The organism is Mumia flava, from assembly GCF_002797495.1.
Classification (GTDB): Bacteria; Actinomycetota; Actinomycetes; order Propionibacteriales; family Nocardioidaceae; genus Mumia; species Mumia flava.
In genome coordinates, this window is sequence record NZ_PGEZ01000001.1 from 2693194 (window position 1) to 2713299 (window position 20106).

Genomic DNA, 20106 nt, shown 5'->3' on the forward strand with positions numbered 1-20106 from the left:
ATGTCCGACCTGCGCAGCGCCGCTCGGCGACCCCTGACCGGCCTCGATCTCCTCGGGCGCCAGCTCGCGTTCTACCTGCGCGTCCTCGCCTGGGTGCCGCGGACGCTCATCCACTATCCGAAGGAGATTCTCCGGCTGCTGTCGGAGGTCACGTTCGGCCGCGGCGCTCTCGCGGTCATCGGAGGCACGATCGGCGTCATCACGGCCATGGCCTTCTTCACCGGTACCGAGGTCGGCCTGCAGGGCTACACCGCGCTCGACCAGCTCGGCACCGGCGCCTTCTCGGGCTTCTTCTCGGCGTACTTCAACACCCGCGAGATCGCGCCCCTGGTCGCCGGGATCGCGCTCGCCGCGACCGTCGGCTGCGGCTTCACCGCGCAGCTCGGCGCGATGCGGATCAGCGAGGAGGTCGACGCGCTCGAGGTGATGGCGATCCCGTCGCTCCCGTACCTCGTGACGACCCGGGTGATCGCCGGGATGCTCGCGATCATCCCGCTGTACCTCGTCGGGCTCTACGCCTCGTACGCCGCGACCCGCTTCACCGTCACGGCGGTGTACGGGCAGAGCGAGGGCACGTACGACCACTACTTCCACCAGTTCCTCCCGCCCGAGGACGTCCTCTGGTCCTTGGTGAAGGTGATCGTGTTCGCGATCGTCGTGATCCTCGTGCACTGCTACTACGGCTACTTCGCGTCCGGCGGCCCGGTCGGCGTCGGTGTGGCGGTCGGCCGTGCGGTCCGGACCTCGATCGTCCTGATCAACGTGGTCGACCTGATGATGTCGATGGCGATCTGGGGCACGACGACGACGGTGAGGCTGGCCGGCTGATGGCACGTACGCAGACTCTCGACAAGCCCGTGGTCGTCCGGCTGCTCGGCGTCGTCATGCTGGCCGCGATGGTCGGCGCGGTGTTCGCAACGTACGCGGTCTTCACGAAGGCGTTCAGCGGCGACGTGCCGGTGACGGTGCAGGCGCGCAGCGCGGGCCTGCAGCTCAACGACAACGCCGACGTGAAGCTCCGTGGAGTCATCGTCGGTCGAGTCGAGGACGTGACGATCGAGAGCGGCGAGCCCGAGATCCATCTGCGGATCGACCCCGACCACCAGGCGCAGATCCCGTCCGACGTCGAGGCGCTGGTCGTGCCCAAGACTCTCTTCGGCGAGAAGTTCGTCGATCTCCAGCCGGTCACCGAGTCGGCTGGGACGGCCATCGAGGCGGGGGACGTGATCGTGCAAGCCGAGCTCCCGGCCGAGATCGAGACGCTCCTGATCGACCTCGACCCGCTGCTGGAAGCACTCAATCCCGCCGAGCTGTCCTACACGCTCACGGCGCTGTCGGAAGCTCTCGAAGGGCAGGGGGAGACGATCGGGCAGAGCATCGAGACTCTCGAAGCTTATCTGCAGAAGATCACGCCGCTGGCGCCGGAGATCATGGAGGACGTCACCGCGCTCGGCGAAGCGGCGCAGACGTACGCCGAGGTCATGCCCGAGATCGGCTCCACGCTGCGGAACGCCGTGGTCACCGGCGACACGCTGGTCGGGCGCCGTGCGCAGCTGCAGTCGCTGTTCGTCGAGACCACGGCCTTCGCCGCTACTGCCGACGCGTTCCTCCAGACCACCGGGGAGGACTTCATCACGCTGACGCGCGAGTCGCAGCCGACCCTCGACCTGCTGGCGGAGTACTCGCCCACGATCGGGTGCGTGCTCGAGGGGCTCGACACGTTGAAGCCGACGATCGACAGCGTCGTCCGCGACCACCGCGTCCACGCCACGATCAACATTGTGCCGCGCACCTCGCGGGAGTACGACAACGACGACGCGGCCGAGACTCCAGGGGTGGCCGAGGGCCCGGGGTCGTTCGATCCGACCTGCTCCGGTCTGCCCGACCCCGGTCTGTCCGCCGCCAACCCGGCCGACGGGCTTCCGGACTCGGCTCTGGAGGCGCTCGGCATCACGGGTGAGCTCGGCAAGACCAAGCCGCTCGCGTCGCCGACGACACGTCTGAGCCCGGTCGGCACAGCACTGGAGGAGGAGCAGATCGACGCACTGCTGGCCCCTGCCCTCGGCACCACCGTCGACGACGTGCCGGACGTCGCGCCGGCGCTGGTCGGTCCCGCCCTGCGTGGAGCCGAGGTGACGCTCGGATGACGAACCGCCGCCGCAAGCTCGACCCTCGTCTTGACCGCAAGACGACGGGTGCCCTGGTCAAGCTGATCATCTTCATGGCGATCACGGGGCTCCTGACCGCCGCTCTCGTGGTGGTGATCGGCAACGTCACGTTCAGCGACACCTATCGCTACCGGGCGGTCTTCGCCGACGTGACCAGTCTCGTCGAGGGAGACGACGTCCGGGTCGCAGGCGTCCGCGTCGGCACCGTCGACGAGGTCGAGGTGGCATCGGACTCCACCGCCGAGGTCACCTTCTCCGTCGACACCGACGTCGCACTGACCCGCAGCACCCACGCCGACCTGCGCTACCGGAACATGATCGGGCAGCGCTACCTGTCGCTGAGCGAGGGCGCGGATGGCGACACCACTCCCCTCGAACCGGGCGAGATCATCCCGCTGGCACGGACTGCGCCGGCGCTCGACCTGACCGTCCTGTTCGCCGGGTTCAAGCCGCTGTTCCAAGCGCTGTCGCCCGAGGACACCAATCAGCTCACGTACGAGCTCATCCAGGTACTCCAGGGTGAGGGAGGCACGGTCGAGTCGCTGCTCGACAGCACGGCGCAGGTGACGAACACGCTTGCTGACCGTGACGAGCTGATCGGCGACGTGATCGACAACCTCACGACCGTGCTGTCCTCATTCAACGAGCGCGACACCGAGCTGACGACGACGATTCAGACCTTGCAGCAGCTGATCAGCGGCCTCAACGCCGACCGCGGTGCTCTCACCGGTTCGCTCGACGACATCGCGACGCTGACGAAGCAGACTGCGGGGCTCGTAGAGGACGTGCGGCCTGACCTGAGCACGGACCTCAAACACCTGCGCGCCTGGACCGCCCAGATCGGGACGAAGAAGAACCGCAAGGCGCTCGACCGGACGCTGACGATTCTGCCGATCAAGATCGATCGTCTCGGGGCGACCGGTCAGTACGGTTCGTTCTTCAACTTCTACATCTGCGACCTCGCGGTGAACGGACGCCTTCCCGCCCTGCGCGGCGTGCCCGGATGGGGGCAAGAACGCACGTTCAGTACAACAACGCGGATCCGGGTCGAGGGAGAGGGTGAGCAACGGTGCGTGCGATGAAACCGATCCGTGAGCGCAACCCGGTCGTCGTCGGGTTCGTCGGCCTTGCCTTGATCTTCGCCTTTCTCGCCGTGGCCGCGCAGGCTGACCGCCTACCGCTGATCGGTGGCGGTCCGACGTATGCAGCCGACTTCACCGAGGTCGGCGGCCTCAAGGCCGGCGACGATGTCCGGATGGCCGGTGTGCTGGTCGGCGAGGTGGAGGACCTCGAGCTGCAGGGCGACACCGTCCGGGTCTCGTTCCGGATGCAGGATGAGTCTGACCGCCTGCTCGACGAGACGACCGCCTCGGTGCGGATCAAGACGCTGCTCGGCACGATGTACGTCAGTCTCGACCCCGCAGGCGCTGAGCCGCTGGCCGAGGGCGAGGTCATCCCTGCGGAGCGCACACGGCCTCCCTACGACATCGTGATGGCGTTCTCCGACCTCACCGAGACCACCACCGAGATCGATACCGAGCAGCTCGCGTACGCGATGAGCACTCTGGGCGACGTCACCGAGCGCACGCCGGACGAGTTTCAGCAGGCGGTCGAGGGCGTGACGTCGTTGTCAGAGACGCTCGCGTCACGTGACGAGCAGATCGAGAGGCTGCTGGAGAACGTCGACGGTCTCTCTGGTGTCCTCGCGGCGAGCAACGACCAGATCGTGACGCTGTTCGAGGACGGCGGCGTGCTGTTCGAGGCTCTTTCGCAGCGCCGTCAGGCCATCCACGACGTGCTGGTCGGCGTCCAAGAGATGTCGGTGCAAATCGAAGGTCTCATCGCCGATACGCAGGACGATCTCAAACCGGCGCTACGGAGGCTCGCTGGGGTGGTCGAGGTGCTCGAGAGGAACCGCGACGACATCGACACGGCGATCGAGCATCTTCCTGCCTACTACACGCTGGTGGCGAACTCCACCGCGAACGGTCCGTGGCTGGACGGTTATATGTACAACCTGCTGAGCATCCTGGGGGTGGGCAGCCTGTGAGCGCGCCACGCAGCCGATTCCGCCGCATTCTGACGGTGCTCGTGGCCGGGATCCTGGGCGCAGGGCTCGTTGCGGCCCTGACGGCCTTCGTTCTGCCCCGCGACGAGCAGAAGACGCTCGTCGTCGACTTCGACCGCACTATCTCGTTGTACGAGGGGTCGAAGGTGCGGATCCTGGGCGTCGACGTCGGCGAGGTCGAGTCGCTCGACCCACGGGGCACCTCCGTACGGGTGACGATGTCCTGGGACGCGCAGTACGACATCCCCGCCGACGTGCAGGCGGTGATCGTCTCGCCCTCGGTCGTGGGCGACCGTTTCGTTCAGCTGACACCGGCCTATTCCGGCGAGGGCCCGACCCTCGACGACGGGGCATTTCTCGACCAGTCGCGCACGGCCGTGCCGACCGAGCTGGACGAGACGATCGCGGCGGTCGACGAGATGGCAACGCTGCTCGGGCCGGAGGGGGCGAACGCCGAGGGGGACCTCAGCCGGCTGCTCGAGTCGTCGGCCGACAACCTCGAGGGCAAGGGGCCGGAGCTGCGCCGCAGCATCCGGTCGCTCGCGCGGCTCACGGAGACCGCTGACGGCACCAAGGAGGAGCTGTTCGGCTCGGTGGAGAAGATCGAGGCGCTGGTCGCAGCGCTCGAGACCAACGACGCAGCGGTGCGCAAGTTCAACGCGAGCCTCGCGGATGTCTCCACCGTCTTGGCCGACGAGAGCGACGACCTGCAGCTGGCGTTGCGCACGCTCGCCGGGACGCTGTCCGACGTCCAGATCTACGTGAAGGACAACCGCAAAGTCCTCAAGCGAAGCGTCGACGGGCTCGCCGAGGTCACAGGGTCGCTCGCCGCGCAGCGGCGCAATCTCAAGAAGCTGCTCCAGCGAGGGCCCGACGCGCTCGCGAACCTGGCAGCGGCCTACAACCCGACGCTCGGCACCATCGACGCCCGCGCAACGATCAGGGGCGAGGACGGTCGGTGGTTCCAGATGACTGAACCCCTCTACGTGCAGACATATTGCTTCGCCGCATCGGACCAGAACCCGGAGTATCGCGAGACATGCAGCGCGGTCGGTCAGGTTCTCGAGTGGATGGCGCTCCAGGTTCCGGGCGCCGGTCAGGACGAGGAGACCCGGCCAGTTCCCTCGGGCGAGAATGACACGCCTCCGGCGGACGGGTCCGACGCTGTACCGCCGTCCGCAGACGGCGGGCTCGCCGACGCCATGGGGGTGGCGTGATGCGCGCGCGGCCGATCGCCGTCGCCGTCGTCGCTTCGATGGCGCTCAGCGGGTGCACCTTGAGCAGTGCCGGCGACCTCCCGCTGCCTGGCGGAGCCGATCTCGGCGACGATCCTTACACAGTCGAGGTCGAGTTCACCGATGTGCTCGACCTGGTGCCGCAGAGCGCGGTCAAGGTCGGCGACGTGTCGGTCGGTCGGGTGACCGATGTCGAGCTCGACGGCTGGCAGGCCGTGGTCACGGTCGCGGTCAGAGACGATGTGGAGCTCCCAGACGACGCGATCGCCTCGATCCGCCAGACCAGCATTCTCGGCGAGAAGTTCGTCTCGCTCGACTCGCCGCCGGACGGTGGCTCAGGCACACTCGGCGACGGTGACCGCATCCCGCTCGAGCGGACGCGTCAGACGCCCGAGATCGAGGAGGTGCTCGGCGCGCTTTCGCTCGTCCTGAACGGCGGCGCGCTGGAGAAGGCCCAGCTCATCTCGTCCGAGATGAACGAGGCTCTCGGCGGGCGGGAGGCCGAGACCCGCACCGTGCTCCGGCGCCTCGACGAGTTCATGGAGACCGCCTCGGACTCCAAGGACGACATCGTCACGGCGATCGAGCAGATCGACCAGCTCGCCCGAGCGACCGACCAGCAGCAGGAGGCGATCAATACCGCGCTCGATGATCTGCCGGAGGCGCTGCAGACGATCGACGCTCAGCGCGCCAACCTGGTTCGGATGCTTGGATCACTCGAGAAGCTGAGCACGGTCGGCACCGACGTGATCGTCCGGTCGAAGCAGGCGGTGCTCTCGGACCTGCGCCAGCTCGACCCGATCCTCGCGGAGCTGGCCGAGTCCGGCGACTCCCTGGTGAGCGCCCTCGAGGTCCTCCCGACGTTCCCGTTCCCGGACGCGCTGCTCGGCGAGACCGTCTCGGAGGCGACCAGCTATCAGATGGGCGACTACACCAACGTGTCCGTCGACTTCGACACGGACTTCTATCAGACGATCAAGCGGATGACCAAGGCCGAGCGACGCTCCCTGAAGCAGTACCTGCGCGGGAACGACCTCGCTTCGGTCATGGCGGAGAGCGCGGTGGCACCGTGATCACGTCCAAGGTCAAGATCCAGCTGATCGCATTCCTCGCACTGACCCTGCTCGGGCTTGCCTACGTCGGCACCCAGTACGCCAAGATCGACCGGCTGTGGGGTGCGGACGGCTATTCGGTCGTCGTCGAGATGGCCGACTCCGGCGGCATCTTCACCGGCGCCGATGTGACGTACCGGGGCGTGAGCGTCGGCCAGGTCTCCGACATGTGGCTCACCGTCGACGGCGTCGACGTCGAGGTCCGGATCGAGGACGAGGAGGTGGACATCCCCGCCGACACCGATGTGGTGGTCGCGAACAAGTCGGCGGTCGGCGAGCAGTACCTCGACTTCCAGCCAGCCACCGACTCCGAGCCGTACCTGGTCGAGGGCACGACCCTGCCGCGCGAGCGCACCCAGGTGCCGATCGACACGCGCACGCTCTTGACTGACGTCTCGGCGCTGCTGGAGTCGGTCGACGCCGACGACCTGAGCACCGTCGTGACGGAGCTCGGAACGGCGTTCAAGGGCTCGTCGGACGACCTTCGCACGATTATCGACTCCTCGAGCTCCTTCATCACGACCGCGGAGGAGAAGTACGAGGTGACCGCCGCCCTCATCCGCGAGTCCAACACCGTGCTCAAGACGCAGGTGGAGTCGCAGAGCGAGATCCGGACGTTCGCCACGAATCTGAGTCGGCTCACGTCGGCGGTGCGGTCCTCGGACGCAGACCTGCGGACGGTGCTCGACACCGGCCCTGCGACTGCCGCAGAACTGCGGACGTTTCTGTCGGAGAACTCTGCGGGCGTGGCGCGGCTGCTCGGCACTGCGATCGACCTGAATGAGGTGGTAGTGGCTGAGCTCGACGGCGTCCAGGCGGTGCTCGCGATTGCTCCCTACGGCGTGGAGAGTGCTTACTCGATCATCGCAACTGATTCGCGTACGGGCCTGGCCAGCGTGCGTCTGAGCCTGTCGCTTCAACCGGCGAACGAGCCGTGCTTCGCGGGCTACGCGCCAGACCCGCGCCGTCGCACGCCCTACAACCGGACGCCGTCGCAGTGGAACCCCGCGTACACGTGCAAGGAGAAGCAGCCGCGGGGCACCGGCAAGGCGGGATCGGGGAGCCGGACCGCCCCGGCGTCCACGACCGCGACGCCCGACGAGCCGGTGACGCTCGGCACGTACGATGTGGCGACGAAGCAGCTCGTTCTCGACGAGCACAGCACGATCCCGGCAGGCGCCGATCTCGGGAAGGAGTCCTGGAAGTGGATGGTGATGGGACCGGCCGTCGCTCGCTGAGCCCAACCGCCTGGTTGTTCGGACTGCTCGGGGCGCTCGCCCTCGCCGGTGTCGTCGTGGGGACGGTGCTGCTCGTCCGCGGCCCGCAGGTTCCGGCCTACGCCGACACCGCCGTGCAGTCCGACGTGCGGTCGGCGGCGGAGCGGTTCGCGTCTGCTGTGAACACCTACGACGTCACCGACCTCGACCCCTACGTCGAGCGGGTGACGCCGCTGCTGACCGACGAGCTCGCCGAGCAGTTCGAGGCTTCCACCCGCGATCTGCTCTCCGCGTTCGCCGAGACGAAGGTGAAGGCCCAGGGCGAGGTCCGCCAGGTCGGCATCGAGAGTCTCGACGGCGACTCCGCCGAGGTGCTTGCGGCGATCGACGTCACGACGACGCCGGCGAACGTCCAGTACGGGCAGCCGCGTCTGCGGTGGCGGATCTCGTTGGTGCTGACGGACGGCGAGTGGCTCGTCGACACCTTCGAGCAGGTCGGGGCGAGTGCGCTGCCCGGTGCGCAGGACGTTCCGGCGACGCCGGCGCCGACCGAGGACCCGGATCCGACCGACCAGCCCGACCCGACCGAGGAGGCGCCGTGAGTCCGCGTCGACGCATCGCCGGCGAGAAGCGCCGTCCGGCGAGCGCCGAGCGTGCCCTTCCGGAGGAGGCGGACGCGCGGCTGGCCGATGCGTCTTCCGCCGACGCGACGCCGCGCGACGGCGCTCCCGATGACGCTGCTCCCGATGACGCTGCGCCGGCGACCGCGGCGCCGGATGCCGCGGCGCCGTCCGCGAAGCCGCCACGCCGTCCGTGGGGGCGACGCACCCGCGCGCTGGTGATCGTGTCCGTGGTCGTGGCGGTGGTCGCGGTCGCGTACGCCGCGATCGCCTTCTTCACGGTCAACGGCGTCGAGAACGACGCGACGGACCGCGTCGACGTCGAGGCCGAGGCCACCACCGCGGCGGTCGCGGCGATTCCGGAGATCCTCGGGTACTCGCACGAGACGATCGACGAGGACCTCGAGGGCGCCACGGAGTTCATGACCGACGACTTCGCCGCCGAGTACTCCGAGCTGGCTCCGCAGGTGTCCTCGCTGGCCGAGCAGCGTGAGCTCGTGGTCACGGCCGGCATCGTCGAGGACTCGATCGCGCCGCTGTCCTGCGGACAGGAGTGCAGCCCCTCGGAGGTCCGACTGCTCGCGTTCGTCGACCAGGAACGGACTCTGGCGGGCAAGCCGGGCTCACCGGCTGCCCTGTCGGTGGTGCTGCGGATGGAGAAGGTCGACGGCACCTGGCTGGTGGCCGAGCTCACGACGACCTGATCGCTCCGCTCAGCCGGCCCGTCGCGTGTCGACGAGCTCACCGACGGCGACCGACCGGTCGTCGGTGTGGAAGATCTCCGAGCAGGTCGTGAGGGTGATCAGGGCCTTGCGGGGCTTCGCATCCGGCTTCCCCGGCACCGGGTCGAGCACCCAGATCTCGGAGAAGTCGACGACGGTGTCGGTGCCGTCCTCGCGGAGCTCGTAGGTGTAGACGTGCGTGCGGGTCTCGACCTCGACGAGGTCGCCCTGGCGCAGGTCGGGGAAGGCCGAGAACGGCTGCCCGTTGGTGATCCGGTGGCCGGCCACCGCGAAGTTGCCGACCTCCCCGGGCCGCTGCGTGTCCGGGAAGTGGCCCACGCCGGAGGTCAGAGCCGAGTCGTCGATGCCCTCGACGACCGGGACCTCGAAGTCGTCGCCGAACCGCTCGATCCGCAGCACGGCGATCGTCTCGCCCATCCGCACCGGGTCGTTGCGGGCGTCCCCGCCGCGGTCGTCCGCCCACTGGGCGGTCGCCCCGACGATCGCCTCGGCCGCGCGGTGCTGGGCGACGACGTTCGTCCCGACGTAGGTCCACGCCACCCAGCCCAGTCCGGCCACGATCACGAGCGTGAGCACCAGGCTCGCGATCTTGCCCGGACGCAGGCTCGGCGTCGGCTTGAGCTCGGGCCGCTCGCGGCGCGGCGGCGGCTGGCTGCCGCGTGACGGCGGGGGCTCGGACACGCTCACGACTGGACCTCTCCTCGGTGTTACGTGTGTCACGGTACCCGGTGTCACCCGGGTTCCGGCGGCCGGTCCGACGCGCGGATCCACAACGAATCAGCGGTGTTGCTTGACCTGAGGCCCGTCCTCGCGCATCATCGTCGGCGAAGGCTTGACGGCCTGGGTTGAAATCTGCCCGGATCGGCGTCTAGACTACTTTTTTGCGCTGCCTGCACCCTGCACCCACCCCCTTGACCGGGGTCTTCTGGCATGGGTTCGGACGGTGCCGCACCCGGGAACTGCGAGCCTTCGGAAGGACCCCTCTTGGCCTCCTCGCGCACTGTCGCCACCACCAATCCCCGCCGCGTCTCCTTTGCCAAGATCTCCGAGCCCCTTGAGGTGCCCGAGCTGCTGTCGCTCCAGACCGACAGCTTCTCGTGGCTGATCGGGGACGACACCTGGAAGGCCTCGGTCGACCAGCAGCTCGCGGCGGGACGCAACGACGTCTCGACGAAGTCGGGCCTCGAGGAGATCTTCGAGGAGATCTCCCCGATCGAGGACTTCTCGGAGACGATGTCGCTGTCGTTCCGCGACCACCGCTTCGAGCCGCCGAAGAACTCGGTCGAGGAGTGCAAGGACCGCGACGTCACGTACGCCGCGCCGCTCTTCGTGACCGCCGAGTTCATGAACAACGAGACCGGCGAGATCAAGAGCCAGACCGTCTTCATGGGTGACTTCCCCCTGATGACGGACAAGGGCACGTTCATCATCAACGGCACCGAGCGTGTCGTCGTCTCCCAGCTCGTCCGCTCTCCGGGCGTCTACTTCGAGCGGATGCCCGACAAGACCAGCGACAAGGACATCTTCACCGCCAAGGTGATCCCGTCGCGCGGTGCCTGGCTCGAGTTCGAGGTCGACAAGCGCGACCAGGTCGGCGTGCGTCTCGACCGCAAGCGCAAGCAGAGCGTCACGGTCCTGCTCAAGGCGCTCGGCCTCTCCGAGGCCCAGATCCTCGAGGAGCTCGGCCAGTACGACTCGATCCGCGCGACCCTGGAGAAGGACCACACCTCCGGCCAGGACGACGCGCTGCTCGACATCTACCGCAAGCTCCGTCCGGGCGAGCCGCCGACGACCGAGGCCGCGCAGCAGCTCCTCGACAACTACTACTTCAACTCCAAGCGGTACGACCTGGCGAAGGTCGGTCGCTACAAGATCAACAAGAAGCTCGGCACCGCCGAGGCCTTCGACCAGCAGACGCTCACGATCGACGACATCGTGTCGGCGATCAAGTACCTCGTCGCGCTCCACGCCGGCGAGACCGAGCTGGAGATGGCGGCCGGCTCGACCTACGTCGAGGCCGACGACATCGACCACTTCGGGAACCGCCGTCTGCGCAGCGTCGGCGAGCTCATCCAGAACCAGCTCCGTACGGGCCTCGCCCGGATGGAGCGGGTCGTGCGCGAGCGGATGACGACCCAGGATGTCGAGGCGATCACGCCGCAGACCCTGATCAACATCCGCCCCGTGGTCGCGGCGCTGAAGGAGTTCTTCGGGACCTCGCAGCTGTCGCAGTTCATGGACCAGAACAACCCGCTCGCCGGGCTGACCCACAAGCGTCGTCTCTCCGCGCTCGGCCCCGGTGGTCTGTCGCGCGAGCGCGCCGGGTACGAGGTCCGTGACGTCCACCCGTCGCACTACGGCCGGATGTGCCCGATCGAGACGCCCGAGGGCCCGAACATCGGTCTGATCGGCTCGCTCGCGTCGTACGGCCGGATCAACGCGTTCGGGTTCGTCGAGACGCCGTACCGCCGGGTCGTCGAGGGTCGCGTCACCGACGAGATCGAGTACCTCACCGCGAGCGACGAGGACCACTTCGTCATCGCGCAGGCGAACTCGCCGATCGGCGACGACGGCACGTTCGTCGACGACCGCGTCCTGGTCCGCCAGCGTGGCGGTGAGGCCGAGCTGGTCCCGGCCGGCGAGGTCGACTACATGGACGTCTCGCCGCGCCAGATGGTCTCGGTCGCGACGGCGCTGATCCCGTTCCTCGAGCACGACGACGCCAACCGCGCGCTGATGGGCTCGAACATGCAGCGTCAGTCGGTCCCGCTGATCCGCAACGACGCGCCGCTGGTCGGCACCGGCATGGAGTACCGCGCCGCGGTCGACGCCGGCGACGTCACCACGGCGAAGGCGCCGGGCGTCGTCACCGAGGTCTGCGCCGACTACGTCGAGGTCATGCAGGACGACGGCACGTACGTCACCTACCGCCTGGACAAGTTCCGCCGCTCCAACCAGGGCACCTGCATCAACCAGCGCCCGCTGGTGACGGAGGGGCAGCGCCTGGAGAAGGGCAGCCCGCTGGCCGACGGTCCGTGCACCGACGACGCCGAGATGGCGCTGGGCTCGAACCTCCTGGTCGCGTTCATGCCGTGGCAGGGCCACAACTACGAGGACGCGATCATCCTCTCGCAGCGCGTCGTCCAGGACGACAAGCTGACCTCGATCCACATCGAGGAGCACGAGGTCGACGCCCGCGACACCAAGCTGGGCCCGGAGGAGATCACCCGCGACATCCCGAACGTCAGCGACGAGATGCTCGCCGACCTCGACGAGCGCGGCATCATCCGGATCGGCGCCGAGGTCTCCAACGGCGACATCCTGGTCGGCAAGGTCACCCCGAAGGGCGAGACCGAGCTGACCCCGGAGGAGCGGCTGCTCCGCGCGATCTTCGGTGAGAAGGCGCGCGAGGTCCGCGACACCTCGCTCAAGGTCCCGCACGGCGAGTCCGGCACCGTGATCGGCGTCCGGGTCTTCGATCGCGAGGACGGCGACGAGCTGCCGCCGGGCGTGAACCAGCTGGTGCGCGTCTACGTCGCGCAGAAGCGCAAGATCTCCGACGGCGACAAGCTCGCCGGACGTCACGGCAACAAGGGCGTCATCTCGAAGATCCTGCCGGTCGAGGACATGCCGTTCCTCGCGGACGGCACCCCGGTCGACGTCGTGCTCAACCCGCTCGGCGTGCCGGGCCGGATGAACGTCGGTCAGGTCCTCGAGACCCACCTCGGGTGGATCGCCAAGTCCGGCTGGGACGTCGGCGACAGCCAGGAGGAGTGGGCCGAGCGGCTGCGCTCGATCGGCGCCGACCGTTCCCCGATGGACTCCAACGTCGCGACGCCGGTCTTCGACGGTGCGCGCGAGGACGAGATCCAGGGTCTGCTGTCGTCGGCTCTCCCGAACCGCGACGGCGAGCGGATGGTCGGGCCGGACGGCAAGGCGTACCTGTTCGACGGACGGACCGGGGAGCAGTTCCCGGGTCCGATCTCGGTCGGCTACATGTACATCCTCAAGCTGCACCACCTGGTCGACGACAAGATCCACGCGCGCTCGACCGGTCCGTACTCGATGATCACCCAGCAGCCGCTGGGCGGTAAGGCGCAGTTCGGCGGTCAGCGCTTCGGTGAGATGGAGGTGTGGGCCCTGGAGGCGTACGGCGCCGCGTACGCGCTGCAGGAGCTGCTCACCATCAAGTCGGACGACATCCTGGGCCGCGTCAAGGTCTACGAAGCGATCGTCAAGGGCGAGAACGTGCCGGAGCCGGGCATCCCGGAGTCCTTCAAGGTGCTCGTCAAGGAGATGCAGTCGCTGTGCCTGAACGTCGAGGTGCTGTCGTCCGACGGCTCGACGGTCGAGATGCGCGACTCCGAGGACGATGTGTTCCGGGCGGCCGAGGAGCTCGGCATCGACCTCTCGCGTCGAGAGCCCGCCAGCGTCGAAGAGGTCTGAGCCGCCGCCGCCCGGCCGGTCCGGCCGGGCGGCACGTTCAGCCCCTCCCCACAGATTTCGCACCACGAAGGAAAGAAGACAACGTGCTCGACGTGAACTTCTTCGATCAGCTCAAGATCGGCCTCGCCACCGCCGATGAGATCCGTGCCTGGTCGCACGGTGAGGTGAAGAAGCCCGAGACGATCAACTACCGCACGCTCAAGCCCGAGCGCGACGGTCTGTTCTGCGAGAAGATCTTCGGTCCCACCCGGGACTGGGAGTGCTACTGCGGCAAGTACAAGCGTGTCCGCTTCAAGGGGATCATCTGCGAGCGCTGCGGCGTCGAGGTGACCCGGTCGAAGGTCCGCCGTGAGCGGATGGGACACATCGAGCTGGCCGCCCCGGTCACCCACATCTGGTACTTCAAGGGTGTCCCGAGCCGGCTCGGCTACCTGCTCGACCTCGCGCCGAAGGACCTCGAGAAGGTCATCTACTTCGCCGCGTACATGATCACCTCCGTCGACGAGGACGCGCGTCACCGCGACCTGCCCTCGCTCGAGGCGAAGATCGACGTCGAGCGCAAGCAGCTCGAGTCGCGCCGCGACAGCTCGATCGAGCAGCGCATGACGAAGCTCGAGGAGGACCTCGCGGCCCTGGAGGCCGAGGGCGCCAAGGCCGACGCCAAGCGCAAGGTCAAGGACGCCGCGGAGCGCGAGGCCAAGCAGCTGCGCGACCGTGCGCAGCGCGAGATCGACCGCCTCGACGAGGTCTGGGACCGCTTCAAGAACCTCAAGGTCCAGGACCTCGAGGGCGACGAGCTGCTCTACCGCGAGATGACCTACCGCTTCGGCAAGTACTTCGAGGGCTACATGGGCGCCGCGGCGATCCAGAAGCGCCTTCAGGACTTCGACCTGCAGGCCGAGGCCGAGAGCCTGCGCGAGACGATCGCGACCGGCAAGGGGCAGCGCAAGACCCGCGCGCTCAAGCGCCTCAAGGTCGTCTCCGCGTTCATGTCCGGCGACAACAAGCCGGCCGGCATGGTCCTCGACGCGGTCCCGGTGATCCCGCCGGAGCTGCGTCCGATGGTCCAGCTCGACGGCGGCCGGTTCGCCACGAGCGACCTGAACGACCTGTACCGCCGCGTGATCAACCGCAACAACCGGCTCAAGCGCCTGCTCGACCTGGGTGCGCCGGAGATCATCGTCAACAACGAGAAGCGGATGCTCCAGGAGGCCGTCGACTCGCTGTTCGACAACGGCCGCCGCGGGCGCCCGGTCACCGGTCCGGGCAACCGTCCGCTGAAGTCGATCTCCGACATGCTCAAGGGCAAGCAGGGTCGCTTCCGCCAGAACCTCCTCGGCAAGCGCGTCGACTACTCGGGCCGTTCGGTCATCGTCGTCGGCCCGCAGCTCAAGCTGCACCAGTGCGGCCTGCCGAAGCAGATGGCGATCGAGCTGTTCAAGCCGTTCGTGATGAAGCGGCTGGTCGACCTCAACCACGCCCAGAACATCAAGTCCGCGAAGCGGATGGTGGAGCGCGGCGTGCGCGCCGAGGTCTGGGACGTGCTCGAGGAGGTCATCGCGGAGCACCCGGTCCTGTTGAACCGTGCGCCCACGCTGCACCGCCTCGGCATCCAGGCCTTCGAGCCGCAGCTGATCGAGGGCAAGGCCATCCAGATCCACCCGCTCGTCTGCTCGGCCTTCAACGCCGACTTCGACGGTGACCAGATGGCCGTGCACCTGCCGCTGTCGGCCGAGGCGCAGGCCGAGGCCCGCGTCCTCATGCTGTCGACGAACAACATCCTCAAGCCGGCCGACGGCCGACCGGTGACCATGCCGACGCAGGACATGGTGATCGGCCTGTACTTCCTCACGCTCGAGCGTGAGGGACACGCGGGCGAGGGCCGCGCGTTCGCGTCGGCCGCCGAGGCCCGGATGGCGTTCGACCGAGGCGAGATCTCGCTGCAGAGCAAGATCCGGATCCGCTTCGACGACCTGGTGCCGCCGGCCGGCGCGCCCGCGCCGGAGGGCTGGGTCGAGGGCGAGCCGTTCACGTTCGACACGACGCTCGGACGCGTCCTCTTCAACGAGGCGCTGCCGGTCGACTACCCGTACGTCAACTACCAGGTCGGCAAGAAGCAGCTCGGCACGATCGTCAACGACCTCGCCGAGCGCTACAGCAAGGTCGAGGTCGCTGCGTCGCTGGACGGGCTCAAGGACACCGGCTTCTACTGGGCGACGCGCTCGGGCGTGACGATCTCGATCGAGGACGTCGTGACCCCGGAGCGCAAGCAGCAGATCCTGGCGACCTACGAGGACCAGGACGCGAAGGTGCAGAAGCAGTTCCAGCGCGGTCTGATCACCGACGACGAGCGGCGCAGCGAGCTGATCGAGATCTGGACCCAGGCGACCAACGAGGTCTCGGCCCAGATGGAGGACACCTTCAGCCAGGACAACCCGATCTGGATGATGGTCCAGTCGGGTGCCCGCGGCAACATGATGCAGATGCGTCAGATCGCCGCGATGCGTGGCCTGGTCGCCAACCCGAAGGGCGAGATCATCCCGCGCCCGATCAAGTCGAACTACCGCGAGGGCCTGTCGGTCGTCGAGTACTTCATCGCGACCCACGGTGCGCGCAAGGGCCTGGCCGACACCGCACTGCGGACGGCCGACTCGGGCTACCTGACCCGGCGTCTGGTCGACGTCAGCCAGGACGTCATCATCCGCGAGGAGGACTGCGGCACCGAGCGCGGTCTGCCGAAGCGCATCGGCGATCGTCTGGACGACGGCCGCCTCGTACTGGCCGAGAACGCCGAGACGTCGTCGTACGCCCGCAACGCCGCGGTCGACATCGAGCACCCGGAGACGGGCGAGGTCCTGGTCCCGGGCGGCGGTGACCTCGGCGACGTCGAGATCGCGGCCCTGGTCGAGGCCGGCGTCGAGGAGATCAAGGTGCGGACCGTCCTCACGTGCGAGGCGCGGACCGGCACCTGCGCGAAGTGCTACGGCCGCTCGCTGGCCACCGGCAAGCTCGTCGACATCGGCGAGGCCGTCGGCACCATCGCGGCGCAGTCGATCGGTGAGCCCGGCACGCAGCTGACGATGCGGACCTTCCACACCGGTGGTGTGGCCGGTGACGACATCACGCACGGTCTGCCCCGTGTCGTCGAGCTCTTCGAGGCTCGGCAGCCGAAGGGCCGTGCGCCGATCACCGAGGCCGCAGGCCGGGTGCAGATCGACGACAGCGACAAGTCGCGCAAGATCGTCGTCGTCCCGCACGACGGCTCCGAGCCGCACGAGTACCCGGTGACCAAGCGGTCCCGTCTCCTCGTCGCCGACGGCGACGAGGTCGGCGTCGGCCAGCAGCTCACGCACGGCACCCCCGACCCGCAGGAGGTCCTGCGGATCCTCGGTGTGCGCCGGGCGCAGGAGCACCTGGTCGACGAGGTCCAGGAGGTCTACCGCAGCCAGGGCGTGGCGATCCACGACAAGCACATCGAGATCATCGTCCGGCAGATGCTGCGACGGGTCACGGTGATCGAGCAGGGCGACACCACGCTCCTGCCCGGTGACCTGCACGATCGTGCGAAGTTCGAGGAGGAGAACCGCCGCGTGGTCGCCGAGGGCGGCACCCCGGCCTCGGGCCGCCCGGTGCTGATGGGCATCACGAAGGCCTCGCTCGCGGTCGAGTCGTGGCTCAGCGCCGCCTCGTTCCAGGAGACGACCCGCGTCCTCACGGAGGCGGCGATCCAGGGCAAGTCGGACCAGCTGCGCGGTCTGAAGGAGAACATCATCATCGGCAAGCTGATCCCGGCGGGCACCGGCCTCGAGCGGTACAGCCAGATCAAGGTCGAGCCGACCGAGGAGGCGCGTCAGGCGGCCTACGCGGTCACCGGCTACGAGTCGTACGACTACGACTTCGGTGGCTCGGGCGACCAGTCGGTGGCGCTGGACGACTTCGACTTCGGCAGCTTCTCCGGCTGATCGAGCTCCGGCCACCAGGGCCCCGGTTCCCGCAGCGCGCGGGGGTCGGGGCCCTCGTGCGTCACGGGCGGTGTCGCGCGTGGTCAGGGCCTTCTGATCGTCGGCTCAGGGTTTTCTCAGGGAGGCCCGGTTGCGTCGGAAGCGCCATGAGTATCACGACGAGCAGTCCGCGACCCCGCACGGAGCCCGCCGAGGCTCCGGCAACCTCCCCCGCGCCGAGCGCGCCCGAACAGACCGCGCGCGCCGCGCGACGCCGCGACCCGTGGCTGGACGAGGCGCGCTATCTCGTGATGCTGCTGGTCGTCACCGGCCACGCGCTGTCCTTCCTGCTCGACGCCTCCGGCGCGCGGGGCGCGTACACGTGGATCTACGCGTTCCACATGCCGGTCTTCGTGCTGATCTCCGGCTACGTGTCGCGGTCCTGGGCGGGGTCCCCTCGCCAGGTCCGTACGCTCGTCACCGGCCTGCTGATCCCGTACGTCGCGCTGAACGTCGGGCTGGACGCGTTCCGGTCGTGGCTGGACGGCGACCCGTTCGCCCCGAACCTGCTGGATCCGGCATGGACGACGTGGTTCCTGATCGCTCTGGCCCTGTGGCGGCTCTCGACGCCGCTGTGGAGCACGCTGCGCGCCCCGCTGGCCGTGGCGCTGGCCGTCAGCGTCGTCGCCGGCCTGTGGCAGGTCGACGACGTCGTGGCGGTGCACCGCGTGCTCGGGCTCCTGCCGTTCTACGTCGCCGGCCTTTGCCTGCGACCGGAGCACCTCGAGCTGCTCCGCCACACGGCCGTCCGGGTCGCCGGCGCCGTCGTGCTGGTGGCGAGCCTGGGCTGGGTGATGGTCGGCAACGACGCGTGGACGATGTCGTGGCTCTACTGGCGCGACGCCTACGCCGATGCCCCGCTGGAGGCGGGGCCGATGGGCGGTGTGCTCACCCGCTCGGGGCTGCTCGTGCTCGGCTTCCTGCTGAGTGCCGCGGTGCTCGCCGTGACCCCACGGCGCTCAGGCCGACGCAGCGAGTGGGGCACCCGGACGATGAACGCCTACGTCCTGCACGGCTTCGTGCTGCTCGCCCTGGACGCGGCCGGCGTGTTCGACCTGGCCGCGGCCTCGGGTGCGCTCGCGGTCCCGGTCGTGCTGGTCGGCTCCGCGCTGCTGGGCACCGCCCTGATGAGCGCGCCGATCGACCGTCTGGTCGGCCCGGTGATCTCGCCGCGGCTGCCGTGGCTGTTCCGTGAGGACGAGCGCCGTGAGGAGGACCGTCGAGGCGCCGGCTCCCGGACCGGCGACGCACCGTCCACGGGTGGTGGGTACGTGGACGTGGCGTCAGCCCGCCGGCGTATAGAAGAGCGCGACGTAGTTGCCGCGGCCCGACTGGGTGAAGGTCGCCGACACCTGTGGTGAGCCCTTCTTCGTCACCGCGCGGTAGGTCGTGCTGATCTCGGTCCGGTCCTCGATGACGTCGCGCTTCGGCTCGCCGGCATCGGAGTACGCCAGCACGTAGCCGCGTGCGATCGCGTCGGCGTCGGCGCCGCGCTCGACCAGCAGCGAGGCGAACGCCGGCGCGTCGCCGGAGAGCAGCAGAGCGGTGTCCTCGCGCAGCTGCCATCCGTCCGTCACGATCGTGGCATCGGCCGGGACCGGCTTGGAGACGGGCCGGTCCTCCCAGGTCCCCTCGACCTCGGGGCGCTCGGGCAGGGGAGCGGTCTCGGTGGGCGCCGGCGTCGTCGGGGTGAGCTGCGGAGGCTCCGACTCACCCGGCACCTCCGTGTCGGCCTCGAGGGCGTCCCAGGCGGCCTGGACGTCCGGCGGGTCGGTCGCCCTCGCCGTCAGCGTCATCACCGGCCGACCCTGCGACCCCGCTGGCGCGAACTCGCTGCCGGCCGCGCCCGGGTCCAGGGTGACGGTGTAGCGGACCCCGAGGTCGTCGCTGTTGCGTCCGGTCACGTTGATCCGGCACCCCGTGTACACGCCGTCGGCGGCGGTGCAGAACTGCGACCACCGGTCGGGGTCGAGCTCGAGCCCGTCGAGCTCGTCGGCGATGGTGGCCAGCACCTCGGAGAACACCTCGCCCGGATCACCGTCGACCCGGAGCAGGGCCGTGGTCGTGTCCGGCTCGGGCGGCTCCTCGAGGATCGCGAACGAGTCCTCCGTCGGCAGCGGGTTGACGGGCTCGGTCGCGGTCTCGGTCGGTGGCTCGGGATCCTGCGCCTGCTCGATCTCGTCCTCGATCCGAGCGCGGCGCTCGGCCTCGGCGACCACGTCGGCGTACGCCGTGAGCATCTGCGGGCTGCGCCGACGTACCAGGGCACCCACCTCGGTGGCGCCGTCGGGGACGACCAGGCCGAGCGCGACCGGGCTGCCCGAGAACGTCTCGTGCTGGCCGACGTCGACCCAGCTGCCCGAGCGCGACGTGGTCGTCGTCGGATCCTGCGGGGACGCCTGCGTACCGTTGCAGGCGGTCAAGCCGAGCGCGAGCGCCGCGGCGGCGGCAGCTGCCGTCACCGACCGGTTCATCCATCCACCTCCGTGTCCAGCC

Annotated in this window: 14 protein-coding genes; 12 read left to right on the plus strand and 2 right to left on the minus strand. The window is 68.8% G+C overall.

What is annotated here, in order from left to right:
- From CLV56_RS12595 to CLV56_RS12635, 9 genes are read left to right on the plus strand one after another with little or no spacing between them, the layout of a single operon-like run.
- Positions 1-828, plus strand: a complete 828-nt coding sequence (locus CLV56_RS12595; RefSeq protein ID WP_039347185.1) for an MlaE family ABC transporter permease — start codon at positions 1-3, stop codon at positions 826-828.
- Complete coding sequence (locus tag CLV56_RS12600; protein WP_039347182.1) at positions 828-2147, plus strand: MCE family protein; 1320 nt, start codon at positions 828-830, stop codon at positions 2145-2147. Before CLV56_RS12595 ends, CLV56_RS12600 begins: the two co-directional genes overlap by 1 nt.
- Entirely contained in the window at positions 2144-3250 is a 1107-nt protein-coding gene (locus tag CLV56_RS12605; protein WP_100414909.1) for an MCE family protein, read from the plus strand. Before CLV56_RS12600 ends, CLV56_RS12605 begins: the two co-directional genes overlap by 4 nt.
- Positions 3247-4218, plus strand: coding sequence for an MCE family protein (locus CLV56_RS12610; protein WP_039347266.1), 972 nt, complete (start codon positions 3247-3249; stop codon positions 4216-4218). The genes CLV56_RS12605 and CLV56_RS12610 overlap by 4 nt, the downstream gene beginning before the upstream one ends.
- Positions 4219-4259: 41 nt before the next feature.
- The gene (locus CLV56_RS12615) at positions 4260-5453 is read left to right on the plus strand and encodes an MCE family protein (protein WP_157805155.1); all 1194 of its coding nucleotides are present in this window, start codon (positions 4260-4262) and stop codon (positions 5451-5453) included.
- The gene (locus CLV56_RS12620; protein WP_100414912.1) at positions 5453-6544 is read left to right on the plus strand and encodes an MCE family protein; all 1092 of its coding nucleotides are present in this window, start codon (positions 5453-5455) and stop codon (positions 6542-6544) included. The genes CLV56_RS12615 and CLV56_RS12620 overlap by 1 nt, the downstream gene beginning before the upstream one ends.
- Positions 6541-7821, plus strand: a complete 1281-nt coding sequence (locus CLV56_RS12625) for an MCE family protein (protein ID WP_039347179.1) — start codon at positions 6541-6543, stop codon at positions 7819-7821. The genes CLV56_RS12620 and CLV56_RS12625 overlap by 4 nt, the downstream gene beginning before the upstream one ends.
- On the plus strand, positions 7788-8402 hold the full coding sequence (locus CLV56_RS12630; RefSeq protein ID WP_039347176.1) for a hypothetical protein: 615 nt from the start codon (positions 7788-7790) through the stop codon (positions 8400-8402). The genes CLV56_RS12625 and CLV56_RS12630 overlap by 34 nt, the downstream gene beginning before the upstream one ends.
- A complete protein-coding gene (locus CLV56_RS12635; protein ID WP_039347173.1) occupies positions 8399-9124 on the plus strand; it encodes a hypothetical protein in 726 nt (241 codons plus the stop codon). Before CLV56_RS12630 ends, CLV56_RS12635 begins: the two co-directional genes overlap by 4 nt.
- A 9-nt stretch (positions 9125-9133) precedes the next feature.
- On the opposite strand, the gene CLV56_RS12640 is transcribed toward CLV56_RS12635, so the two are convergent.
- Positions 9134-9850, minus strand: a complete 717-nt coding sequence (locus CLV56_RS12640) for a class E sortase (protein ID WP_245857799.1) — start codon at positions 9848-9850, stop codon at positions 9134-9136.
- 297 nt (positions 9851-10147) lie between these two features.
- Here CLV56_RS12640 and rpoB point away from each other — a divergent pair, with 297 nt between their 5' ends.
- From rpoB to CLV56_RS12655, 3 genes are all read left to right on the plus strand, one after another.
- Positions 10148-13609 (plus strand): DNA-directed RNA polymerase subunit beta, encoded by a 3462-nt coding sequence (rpoB, locus tag CLV56_RS12645; protein WP_039347170.1) that lies wholly within the window; start codon positions 10148-10150, stop codon positions 13607-13609.
- A gap of 83 nt (positions 13610-13692) precedes the next feature.
- The gene (locus CLV56_RS12650; protein ID WP_039347166.1) at positions 13693-17571 is read left to right on the plus strand and encodes a DNA-directed RNA polymerase subunit beta'; all 3879 of its coding nucleotides are present in this window, start codon (positions 13693-13695) and stop codon (positions 17569-17571) included.
- A gap of 146 nt (positions 17572-17717) precedes the next feature.
- On the plus strand, positions 17718-18971 hold the full coding sequence (locus CLV56_RS12655; protein ID WP_157805156.1) for an acyltransferase family protein: 1254 nt from the start codon (positions 17718-17720) through the stop codon (positions 18969-18971).
- On the opposite strand, the gene CLV56_RS20630 is transcribed toward CLV56_RS12655, so the two are convergent.
- The gene (locus tag CLV56_RS20630; RefSeq protein WP_039347163.1) at positions 18894-20084 is read right to left on the minus strand and encodes a hypothetical protein; all 1191 of its coding nucleotides are present in this window, start codon (positions 20082-20084) and stop codon (positions 18894-18896) included. The genes CLV56_RS12655 and CLV56_RS20630 overlap by 78 nt on opposite strands.
- Positions 20085-20106: the final 22 nt, after the last annotated feature.